Origin of the sequence: Pseudoflavonifractor phocaeensis (assembly GCF_016901735.1) — a bacterium.
GTDB lineage: Bacteria > Bacillota > Clostridia > Oscillospirales > Oscillospiraceae > Pseudoflavonifractor_A.
The window spans coordinates 50,082-59,724 of the sequence record NZ_JACLZC010000011.1; the positions used below are offsets into that span (position 1 = coordinate 50,082).

The 9,643-nt window shown below is 63.3% G+C and carries 8 protein-coding genes; 4 read left to right on the forward strand and 4 right to left on the reverse strand.

Translation table 11 applies throughout. The features are described 5' to 3' along the window. The first annotated feature begins 104 nt into the window (after nt 1-104). Complete coding sequence (locus tag H7U37_RS04175; protein ID WP_204873868.1) at nt 105-1,769, forward strand: formate--tetrahydrofolate ligase; 1,665 nt, start codon at nt 105-107, stop codon at nt 1,767-1,769. Nucleotides 1,770-1,833: 64 nt separating this feature from the next. Here the strand turns inward: H7U37_RS04175 and H7U37_RS04180 are convergent, their stop codons facing one another. Beyond that, the gene (locus H7U37_RS04180; protein ID WP_204873869.1) at nt 1,834-2,361 is read right to left on the reverse strand and encodes a GNAT family N-acetyltransferase; all 528 of its coding nucleotides are present in this window, start codon (nt 2,359-2,361) and stop codon (nt 1,834-1,836) included. 146 nt (nt 2,362-2,507) lie between these two features. Between H7U37_RS04180 and H7U37_RS04185 the strand changes: the two genes are divergently transcribed. Further along, nucleotides 2,508-3,425: a DMT family transporter gene (locus H7U37_RS04185; protein WP_338049772.1), complete on the forward strand. Its 918-nt coding sequence runs from the start codon at nt 2,508-2,510 to the stop codon at nt 3,423-3,425. 73 nt (nt 3,426-3,498) lie between these two features. Here the strand turns inward: H7U37_RS04185 and H7U37_RS04190 are convergent, their stop codons facing one another. From H7U37_RS04190 to pdxR, 3 genes are all read right to left on the reverse strand, one after another. Then, nucleotides 3,499-6,525, reverse strand: a complete 3,027-nt coding sequence (locus H7U37_RS04190) for an S-layer homology domain-containing protein (protein WP_204873870.1) — start codon at nt 6,523-6,525, stop codon at nt 3,499-3,501. Between the two features lie 162 nt (nt 6,526-6,687). Continuing rightward, nucleotides 6,688-7,077, reverse strand: a complete 390-nt coding sequence (locus H7U37_RS04195) for a hypothetical protein (protein WP_204873871.1) — start codon at nt 7,075-7,077, stop codon at nt 6,688-6,690. A 144-nt stretch (nt 7,078-7,221) separates the two neighbouring features. After that, on the reverse strand, nt 7,222-8,622 hold the full coding sequence (pdxR, locus tag H7U37_RS04200) for a MocR-like pyridoxine biosynthesis transcription factor PdxR (RefSeq protein WP_204873872.1): 1,401 nt from the start codon (nt 8,620-8,622) through the stop codon (nt 7,222-7,224). Between the two features lie 129 nt (nt 8,623-8,751). Between pdxR and H7U37_RS04205 the strand changes: the two genes are divergently transcribed. Both H7U37_RS04205 and H7U37_RS04210 read left to right on the forward strand, forming a co-directional pair. Continuing rightward, nucleotides 8,752-9,321 (forward strand): ECF transporter S component, encoded by a 570-nt coding sequence (locus H7U37_RS04205; protein ID WP_204873873.1) that lies wholly within the window; start codon nt 8,752-8,754, stop codon nt 9,319-9,321. 98 nt (nt 9,322-9,419) lie between these two features. Further along, on the forward strand, nt 9,420-9,643 hold a 224-nt coding region (locus H7U37_RS04210), incomplete at its 3' end, for a hypothetical protein (protein ID WP_204873874.1).

Consider the following 9,643-nt stretch of genomic DNA (forward strand, 5'->3'; position numbering starts at 1 on the left):
GGAATTTTCCGTGCCATATGGAATAGAGGAGGACATGCTTACGCTGTAAGTATGTCCTTTTTTCTGCCTCGAACGGCAGGAGAGAAACAAGGAGGCTGTGTCACATGAAGACAGATATCGAGATCGCCCAGGCCGCGGAAATGCTGCCCATCACCCAGATTGCCCGGGAGCTGGGGGTGTCGGAGGAGACGCTGGAGCCCTACGGCCGGACCAAGGCCAAGCTGGACCTGAACGCCCTGCGGGACCTGCCCCGAAAGGCCAAGCTGATCCTGGTCACAGCCATCAATCCTACTCCCGCCGGCGAGGGCAAGACTACCACCAGCGTGGGTCTGGCCGACGCGCTGCGCCGGCTGGACAAGAAGGTGGTGCTCTGCCTGCGGGAGCCCTCTCTGGGTCCCGTGTTCGGCGTGAAGGGCGGCGCTGCCGGCGGCGGCTACGCCCAGGTAGTGCCCATGGAGGAGATCAACCTGCATTTTACCGGCGACTTCCACGCCATCGGCGCGGCGAACAATTTGCTGGCCGCGATGCTGGATAACCACATCCAGCAGGGCAACGCCCTGGACATCGACGTGCGCAAGATCACCTGGAAGCGCTGTGTGGATATGAACGACCGTCAGCTGCGCAACATCGTCTGCGGTCTGGGCGGCAAGGTCAACGGCGTGCCCCGGGAGGACGGCTTTGACATCACCGTGGCCAGCGAGATCATGGCGGTGCTCTGTCTGGCCACCAGCCTCACCGACCTGAAGGCGCGGCTGGGCCGCATGGTGGTGGCCTACACCCGGGACGACCGCCCCGTCACCGCCCACGACCTGAAGGCTGACGGCGCCATGGCGGCCCTTCTGAAGGACGCCATCAAGCCCAACCTGGTCCAGACCCTGGAGCACACCCCTGCCATCGTCCACGGCGGTCCCTTTGCCAACATTGCCCACGGCTGCAACTCCATCATGGCCACCGAGACCGGCCTGAAGCTGGGGGACTATGTGGTCACCGAGGCGGGCTTCGGCGCCGACCTGGGTGCGGAAAAGTTTTTGGACATCAAGTGCCGGGCCGCCGGCTTTGCCCCCAGCGCCGTGGTGGTGGTGGCCACCGTCCGGGCCCTCAAGCACCACGGGGGCGTTGCCAAGGCCCAGCTGAATGAGGAGAACCTGACCGCGCTGGAGACCGGCCTGCCCAACCTGCTCCAGCACGTGGAGAACATCACCCAGGTCTACGGCCTGCCCTGTGTGGTGGCCATCAACGCCTTCCCCACCGACACCGCCGCCGAGCTCAAGCTGGTGGAGGACAAGTGCCGGGAACTGGGGGTCAACGTGGCGCTCAGCGAAGTGTGGGCCAAGGGCGGAGAGGGCGGCATTGCCCTGGCCGAAGAGGTGGTGCGGCTGTGCGGCCAGCCCAGCCAGTTCCGCTACTGCTACGAGACCGACGCCTCCATCGAGGAAAAGCTCAACGCCATTGCCAAGCGCATCTACCATGCCGACGGGGTGGACCTGACCCCCAACGCCAAAAAGCAGCTCAAGCAGCTCACCGACCTGGGCTATGATAAGCTGCCCATCTGCATGGCCAAGACCCAGTATTCCTTCTCCGACGACCAGACCCTGCTGGGTGCGCCCAAGGGCTTCCGGGTGACGGTGCGCAATCTGAAGGTTTCGGCGGGCGCGGGCTTTATTGTGGCCCTCACCGGCGACATTATGACCATGCCCGGCCTGCCCAAGGTCCCCGCGGCGGAGAAGATCGACATCGACGAAAACGGCGTCATCTCCGGCCTGTTCTGATCCCATCCATTGACCCAAAAAAAGGCGGTCAGGAAGCGAAAGGTGCTCCTGACCGCCTTTTTCTTTATTTTTTCTGTTTCCAGGCCAGCTTTTCCAGACACACATAGGTGTCATCTCCGCCGTGCATGGGAGCTTCCCCGGCTTCCCGGTAGCCCAGCTTTTGATAAAAGGCCCGGGCGGGCTGATTGCCCGCATAGGTGTCCAGCCGCAGGACCCGGCAGCCCATCCCGGCGGCCATGCCCTCGGCAAAGGCGATCATTTTCCGCCCAAATCCCCGGCGGGCGATGACCGGGTGGACGGCCAGGGTGCGGGGGACCAGCACCTCTTTGGGGGGCGCGGTCACGGCCCAGGGAATGACGCCGTACTCCGGGGGCTGCTGCTGGTCCAGGATGATGGCGGCGGCCACCTCTCCCCCCTGAATGTCCACATAGAGGGTCCCCGCCTCCATAGCCTCCTGAGCGATGGCCTGGGTGGGGTAGACGTCCCGCTTCCAGGTGGTGCAGGGGGAATCGGACCCCTCCTCCCGGCGGAAAATGGCGTCATAAACATCCCAAACACCGTCCAAATCGGCGGGGGCAGCTTTGCGGATCATAGGCAACGCTCCTTTCTTTGCTTTGAGTATAGCGGCTTTACCGGGGAAAGTCAAAGAGAAACGCTCTTTACAGCCAAAGAAAAAGGTGGTGCTCTAACAAAGCGTTAGGCATAAAAACGAATTGTTAGAGCGAGGGGGAATCCGCCGTGGAACGCGGCCGTACCAAAGAGATTTTAGGACTGGGCATTTTATCGTCCATGTTTTTTGCCGTTACCTTCATTCTGAACCGGAGCATGAATTTGTCCGGCGGCTTCTGGGTGTGGAGCGCGGTGCTGCGCTATGTGTTTTCTCTGCCCATTTTGCTGGCGCTGGTGGGGCTGCGGGGCAAATTAAGGCCGGTGTGGGCGTCCATCCGCCGGTCACCGGGGGCGTGGCTGCTGTGGAGCACGGTGGGCTTCGGACTTTTCTACGCGCCTCTCACCTGGGCCTCTGATTTTGGGCCGTCGTGGATGACGGTCTCCCTGTGGCAGTTGACCATTGTGGCGGGTGTCTTTCTCAATCCGCTGTTTGGGAAGCCCGTTCCGCTGAAAAGTCTGGGCGCGGTGGCGGTGATTTTACTGGGGGTGGTACTGCTCCAGAGCCAGGAGATCGTCTCCAACGGCGGCGGCGGAAGAGACGCCCTCATCTGTGTGGGGCTCATCGCCATTGCGGCGGTGACCTATCCGCTGGGCAACCGGAAGATGATGGCCCTGTGCGGCGGGGAGCTGGACACCACCCAGCGGGTGCTGTGGATGACGGTGTGCAGTGTGCCCTTCTGGTTGGTTTTAGGGGGGATTGGCGGCGCGGTGCGGGGCCTGCCCAGCCCGGAGCAGGCGGTCCAGGCGCTGATGGTGGCGGTTTTCTCGGCGGTGGTGGCCACGCTGCTTTTTTTCCAGGCCACCCATCTGGCCCGGAACGACCCCCGGCAGCTCTCGCTGGCGGAGGGTACCATTGCCGGTGAAATTATTTTCACCCTGCTGGGCGGGGTGCTGCTCCTCCACGACCCGCTGCCCGGCGGGATACAATGGGTGGGCATTGGGGTGATCCTGCTGGGGATGCTCCTCAACTGCCGGGCAGCCCGGTAAAAGCGAACACCCGCCGTCCCATTCGGACGGCGGGTGTTCTGTATAAAGAGGAAATAGAGAATAGCGTAGGGAGTTAGGCCAGGTCGGCCTCCTGCTGGGTGAGGAGGGAGACGAAGCGCATGAGCATGGCGGCCACCTCGGCCCGGGAGGTGTCGGCCTCGGGGCGGAGCTTACCGTCGCTGCCCTGGAGGATGCCGTTATCGGCGGCCCAGGTCATGGCGTCGGCGGCCCAATCGGAGACGCTGCCGGCGTCCTGGAAACGGCCGTCCAGGGCGTCGCCGGCGGCGGTGTCCACACCCAGGGACTGGGCGTAGCGGTAGAGCATGACAGCCAGGCTCTCCCGGGTGATGGCGCCGTCGGGCTGGAAGCTGCCGGAACCGGTGCCGCCGGCGATGCCGGCGGAGACGGCCCAGTCCACGGCGTCGGTGTACCAGGCGCTGCCGGAGACATCGGAAAAGGCGGTATTGCTGGTGTGGGCGGGGGTCCCTTCCAGACGGTAGAGCACCGTCACCAGCATGGAGCGGGTCATGGTCTGGGTGGGGGCGAAGTTGTCATTGCCGACGCCGTTGAAGAGGTTACGGCTGGCGGCGAACTGAACGGGAGCGGCGAACCAGGCGTCGCTGTCCACATCGCCGAAGGTCTTGGTGTTGTCCACGATCTCCACGGTGGCGGAGCTTTCCAGGCGGACGGCCAGGCCGTTTTCGGTGAGGGCGGTCTTGGTCAGAATCTCGCGGGAGCCGTCGTCGTGGACCAGGACGGCCACGGTGCCGTCGTTGGCCAGGCAGGGGATGGTAACGGTCACGCCGCGCACGCCCTGGGGCACGGTGACGGTGGCGGTGACCTTGCCGTCGGAGGTGGTATTCACCTGGGTGACGGTGCCGGTCTTTTCGTCGGTCACGGTAGTGGTTTCGGCGGGGGACGCGTCGGGCGTCTCCACGGGCAGGGAGTCGCCGTCAGCGCCGGAACCGCCGCCGGAGTTACCGCCGCCGGAACCGGAACCGGAGCCGGAGCTGCCGCCGGAGCCGGAACCGGAACCACCGCCGCTGGGCTCATCGGGGATGGGATTGGAGACCTCCTCCTCGGCATTGGGGACGGCGTTCATCTTGGCAGAAGCCGCTTCCTTTGCGGCGGCGACCGCCTGAGTGCTGGAAGCGGACTCCACAGCGGCTGCGCCGTCGGTGTGGGCCTTCTCCAGAGCGGCCTTGCCCTTTTCGGAGTAAAGGGAGAGGTCAAAGCCGGTGTAAGCGGTGCTCAGCTCGGAGACAGCGCTGCGCTTGGCCTCGGCCAGGGCCTGACGGTCGGTCAGATCGGTGGACAGAGAAGCGTCAATGTGTTTGGACTGCTCGGCGGGCAGGGAAGTATAACCCTCCGCGGCGCTGCGGTAGGCTTCCACATCGGTGGAACGGACCTCGCTCATGGATTTTTGGGAGATGCCGTCCAGATTCACCACCCACTGGGCGGCGGCGCGGAGGTTTTCCAGCTGGGCGGCTTCGGCGGTCAGGGAGGAGAGCACGCTGGCGGTGACCGCCTCCAGATCCTCCTCATTGGAGAGCTCGGAGAATTCCTTCAGCCCCTCACCGGTGAGGGCATCGTAGGCATCACCGGCCTTCTGGAGGAGGTCGGCGGCGTTGGCGGCGTTGACCGCGTTGCCGCTGAGCTTGCCCAGCACCTCCTGATGGGCGTGCTTGAAGCCGTTGGATACCTCGGCCTCACGCTGGGCCCTGGTAGCCACGTTGGCCATATCTCCCTCGCAGGTGGTGACAATGGCGTCCATGTCACCGGTATCGTCGGTCTGACCGATCTGCTCCACCGCCTGGTTGTAGATGAAGTTTAGATAACCCCAGTCCTCGGTGGTGTAATTGCTGGAGGAATAAGCGGCAAAGCTCTGGGCCAGAGACGCCAGACGGGTGGCCTGTTCGCCCTCGGCGCTGAGGGTCCACACGGCGTAGAGAGTGACCGTGCCGTCCGCGTCGCCGCTGAGACCCTGGACCTGGCTGCCGGCGGCGTAGAGTACGGGGCCTTCGGCGGAAGAAGCCCAGCCGGCCAGCGTCAGATTTTCCTCGGTATCATTGGTAAAGCCTTCGCTGGGCAGGGTAACCTTCTGGTCAAAGGAGACGGAATCCTCACTGGCGGAGCCAGAGCCGCCGTTGGCGTCAAAGGTGATGGAGTAGGTGATGGGCTTCCACTGGGCGTAGAGGGTCACCCGCTGGCCGTCGTACTTTTTGCCCAGACCAACGATCTGCGCCTTATCTTCGTAGGAAGTGCCGAATCCGTTGGCCTGAGTGTTCCAGCCGTTGAAGGTGTAGCCGTAGCGGGTAAAGGAGTTGGCGGGGACAGAGACTTCCTGACCATAGGCGCCGCTGATGGCCGCCATGCTTCCGCTGCCGCCGTTGGCGTTGAAGGAGACAGTGAAGCGGTTGGCGACGCCCTGACTGGTCAGGGTCTGTCCGTTGAGCTGGATGGTGTCGCCGACAGGGGAGCCGTTCTGGAGCCACTGGACCCGTTCAAAACCGTCGGTGGGATTCTGGGCGGCAAAATTGGAGCTATCCACAGAGAAGCCGGAGATATTTGGGAGAATAATGGTTTTCAGATTATTGTTGGTGGCGGTAAAGCCCAGACCGGTGAGCTTGGTATTGGCGCTCAGGTTCAGCTCGGTGAGGAGGTTGAAATCCACATAGAGATAACCCAGCTCGGTGAGCTTGCTCACGTCCAGAGTGCGCAGCAGGTTACCCGACAAATCCACGCCCTGGAGCTTGGTGTTGGCGCTCAGGTCCAGCGTCTCCAGTTGGTTATTGCTGCAATTGAGGGCGCGGAGGTTGGGAAAGCGGTCAATGCCAGCCAGACTTTTGATCCCCTGTGCGGAGACATTGATGGAGCGCACGGAGGCCAGTTCCTCGTCGGTCAGGATACCGTCGGCGCCGATGCCGTTGAGGTTGGAGGAATCTTGGAGCCACTTCTGGAAGTTGACGTCGGTAAAGACCTCCCCGATCTTGACGCCGCTGGCGTCGCGGACCTCCACCGCCAGCGCGGGGACAATCAGCTGACCGGTCATCAGAGCGGCGGCCAGAGCGGCAGTAACGCGATTAGATATAGGTTTCATATTTCCTCCTAATTAAATCACCATAAAAAATAATGTAACCATTTGATGAGGCAATTATAGCCGCCTTCGCCGCCGCTGTCAATAGCAAACTGATAAAAAAACATCAGAAAAAGGCCGCTCCCTTTTGTGAAGGAAGCGGCCTTTTGACGAAACGGAAGCGGCTCAGTTCTGAGGGTCGTCGTCGCTGTGGATGTGAGTGATGTTGTCGGCGGAGGTGTCGGCCTCAGCGTCGGTCTCAGCCTCAGCCTCGGCGGCCTGACGGACGGCCTCCTCTTCGGCGTCCAGCTGGGCCAGACGGCGGCGAAGCGCCTCCCGCTCCTCGGCGGTCATGGCGTCCACGGTGGCCTGGAAGCGCTCGTCCTGCCGCTTCTGGGCGGCCTCCTGATATTTTTGGTGCAGCTCCTCGCTGTACTGGCGGCCCTGCTCCACGGCGATCTCGCCCCGGGCGATGAGGATCTTGCCCACCTCACTGGCCTTTTCCGCCGCGATGGACACCGCGCCCACGCCCGCAAAAGCCACGTTCAAAAGGGCCTTACCAAATTGCTCCATCATAATGGAAAACCTCCTGTCATCGGGTCCGTCTGGGAAGGCGTCCCGTAATCTGTCTTTATTATAGCCTGTCCGACGCCATTTGTCTTTGCATTTTTGTGGACAGAACATTAAAAATTGATTGAAATGGTGTAAAAGGGCGACGGGTCAGCTCCGCCAGGCTCTGGCCAGTGTGTCGGCCAGGGCCGGGATGTCCCGGTCGGGCAGGGCGGCATAGCCCAGGATGACGGTGTTGGGGGGACAGGGCGGGGCGTCGGCGTCCTTGGCGTAATAGGCGCTCAGCCCCTGGAGCCGGACGCCGGCCTCCGCCGCCCGGCGGACCATCTCCTCCTCGCCGGGTCCGTCCGGCAGGGTGAGGAGAAGGTGGAGCCCGGTATGCTTTCCTTGCAGGAGGGCGCCGGGGAGGGCGGTCTCCAGGGCGTCGGCCAGGCGCGCCATCCGGGTTTTGTAGATCCCCCGCATCCGGGAGAGGTGGCGGGTGAAGTGACCGCCGGTGAGAAAGCGGCAGAGGGTCTGCTGCTCAAAGCGGCTGACGGTGTTGGCGTAGCTGCCGTACATGGCCCGGTAGCGCTCCAGCAGCTCGGGGGGCAGGACCATGCAGGCGATGCGGATGCTGGGGGCCAGACTTTTGGAGAAGGTACAGAGATAGACCACCGGGCCCCGCTGTCCGGCCATCCCCTGCAAGCTGGGCAGGGGGCGCATATCGAAGCGGAATTCGGCGTCGTAGTCGTCCTCCAGGATATAGCGGCCGGGGCATTCGGCGGCCCAGCGGAGGAGCTGGCCGCGGCGGGTGGCGGGCATGGTGACGGCGGTGGGGAAGTGGTGGCTGGGGGTGACGCAGCACAGGGAGGCGCCGCATCGGCGGAGGGCGTCCACGCTCAGGCCGTTTTCGTCAATGGACACGCCCTGGCAGCGGACGCCGTTGTTGGACAGGATGGTGCGCAGCCGTCCGTAGCCGGGCTCCTCCACGGCCGCGGTGGCGCCCCGGAAGAGTCCGGCGGCCAGACCCAGCAGATATTCGCTGCCCGCGCCCACCACGATCTGTTCCGCGCTGCACACCACCCCCCGATAGAGGGCCAGATAATGTCCGATGGCCTCCCGCAGGTTGCGGTCTCCCTGGCGGCTGCCGTGGGAAAGCAGCTCCGGGGCGTCGTAGAGGAGCTCCTTTTGGATGCGTCCCCAGGTGCGGAAGGGAAAGAGGGCGGTATCCACGCCGCCGGTGGACAGATCGAAGCGATAGGAGGGCGGCTCTGGCAGAGGCGGGATGTATTCCGCCGGCAGGTCGCCGGAGGCCACGGTATCGTCCACCGGCAGGGCAAAAAAACCGCTGCGGGGCCGGCTTTCCAGATAACCCTCGGCCACCAGCATCTGATAGGCGGTGTCCACCGTGTTGACCGCCACGCCCAGGCGCTGGGCCAGGGCGCGCTTGCCGGGCAGGCGGCTGCCGGCGGGGATGGTCCCCCTGCGGAGCTGTTCCACCAGGGCGTCATAAAGCTGCTGATAGAGGGGAATACCGCCCTGCTCCAGGGCGAAGGGTAGGGGAAGCATAGGCGCACCTCCAAACTGATACTATAAAAAAGATATAAACTGGGTATTTTAATGGAATCAGATTTTCTTATAATGAAGCATACAGAAAAAAACCGCCTCTGTCAAGGGACGGAAGAGAGGAAGAGAAGGATGGAAGAAAAACGCTATTTTGATACCCGCCATATCGCCATGGTAGGGGTGCTGGCCGCCATGGTCTTTGCGCTGACCTATATCGGCATCGACATCCCCAGCCCGCTGGGGATGTGCAAGATCCACTTTGGTAACATCATGTGCCTGCTCTCGGCGTTGCTGTTCGGACCCATGACCGGCGGCCTGGCGGCGGGCATCGGCTCGGCGCTCTACGATCTGACCAACCCGGCCTGGGCGCCCGAATTCTGGATTACCTTTATCAATAAGTTCGCCATGGCCTATGTGGCCGGGGTGCTTTACCGGCATTTGGGCGGTCTGAGCCAGCAGAACCGGACCTGGATCAGCGGTTTGGGCGGCTCGCTGACGTACAGCTTCTTGTACATCAGCAAAAATATCCTGTCCGGCCGGTTTGTGAAGGGCTTTACCTGGGAGGTGGCGGTGCTGGAGACGGTGACGGTCAAGCTGCCGGTGACCCTCATCAACGGCGTGATGGCGGTGATCTGCGCCGCGCTGCTCTGTCTGGCCCTTCGTCCGGCGCTGCGCCGGGCCCATATCCTGCATACGGTATGAGCGCCAAGGCGGTCCTCTCTTCTTAAGAGTGGACCGCTTTTTTGGCTCTATCTGGCGGTACAGGGGCATAGAGTGAGGAGAGAGAGGGGGCGTTTCGGGTGAGAAAGGTCTGCTATCCCCTGGCGGAGGGCAGGGGGAGCCTGCGCCTGGAGGAGGATGGACTGCGGATCACGGTGACGGTCCGTCTGCCGGACGACCGGCGGGGGCTCTACAAGGCGTGGCTTACCGGCGGCGGAGGCGGGGAGCTGCTGCTGGGGACGCTGCTGCCCGAGGGCGGCGTGCTCACGCTGCGGCGTCAGATGAGCGTGGATCAGCTGAAGCG

Coding starts and splice junctions, on each gene's coding strand:
- H7U37_RS04190 (WP_204873870.1), bottom strand. CDS start 6,525: ATGAAACCTATATCTAATCGCGTTACTGCCGCTCTGGCCGCCGCTCTG.
- H7U37_RS04175 (WP_204873868.1), top strand. CDS start 105: ATGAAGACAGATATCGAGATCGCCCAGGCCGCGGAAATGCTGCCCATC.
- pdxR (WP_204873872.1), bottom strand. CDS start 8,622: ATGCTTCCCCTACCCTTCGCCCTGGAGCAGGGCGGTATTCCCCTCTAT.
- H7U37_RS04195 (WP_204873871.1), bottom strand. CDS start 7,077: ATGATGGAGCAATTTGGTAAGGCCCTTTTGAACGTGGCTTTTGCGGGC.
- H7U37_RS04180 (WP_204873869.1), bottom strand. CDS start 2,361: ATGATCCGCAAAGCTGCCCCCGCCGATTTGGACGGTGTTTGGGATGTT.
- H7U37_RS04205 (WP_204873873.1), top strand. CDS start 8,752: ATGGAAGAAAAACGCTATTTTGATACCCGCCATATCGCCATGGTAGGG.